The following is an 855-nucleotide window of genomic DNA, read 5'->3' on the forward strand; positions in this document are numbered from 1 at the left end:
ACGATGGTGTTGGCGACCGAGGTCTCGGGCGGCTCGGCCGCCAACACCATCGTCGGCATCGGTAGCCTCGGGGCGCGCGCCGCCTATGTCGGCAAGGTCAAGGACGACCAGATCGGCAAGCTCTACGTCCACGACATCCGTGCCGCCGGCGTTGCCTTCAACACCCCGGCCGCGCAGGACGGTCCCGCCACCGGCTGCTCCTACATCCTGGTCACCGGCGACGGCGAGCGCACCATGAACACCTATCTCGGCGCGGCGCAGGACCTGTCGCCCGCCGACATCGATCCGGCGGAGGTCGCTGCTGCCGGCATCGTCTATCTCGAGGGTTATCTCTGGGATCCCAAGAACGCCAAGGACGCGTTCGTCAAGGCGGCCAAGATCGCCCATGACGCCAAGCGCAAGGTGGCGCTGACGCTGTCGGATTCCTTCTGCGTCGACCGCTACCGCGACGAGTTTCTCGCCTTGATGCGCGACGGCACCGTCGACATCGTCTTCGCCAACGAGTCCGAGCTTCACTCGCTCTACACGACCTCGGACTTCGACGCCGCGCTGAAGCAACTGCGCGACGACGTCAATCTCGGCATTGTCACCCGCAGCGAGAAGGGCTGCATGGTTGTCTCCTCCGAGGACGCCGTTGCCGCGCCGGCGTTCCCGGTCGACAAGGTGATCGACACCACCGGCGCCGGCGACCTCTTTGCGGCGGGCTTCCTGTATGGCCTCGCGCGCAACCTGGCCTACAAGCAGTGCGGCGAACTTGGCGCGCTCGCCGCCGCCGAAGTGATCCAGCACATCGGCGCGCGGCCGCAGGTGTCGCTGAAGGAGCTGGCGCAGCAGCGCGGGCTGACGGGGTAAAGT

At 67.0% G+C, this 855-nt stretch carries 1 protein-coding gene; it reads left to right on the forward strand.

Going from position 1 to position 855, the window contains the following annotated elements:
* On the forward strand, positions 1–852 hold an 852-nt coding region (locus tag JHD07_RS38310), incomplete at its 5' end, for an adenosine kinase (RefSeq protein ID WP_291631673.1).
* Positions 853–855: the final 3 nt, after the last annotated feature.

The sequence above is a fragment of the Bradyrhizobium sp. genome, assembly GCF_016462955.1.
In the GTDB taxonomy this organism is placed as follows: domain Bacteria; phylum Pseudomonadota; class Alphaproteobacteria; order Rhizobiales; family Xanthobacteraceae; genus Bradyrhizobium.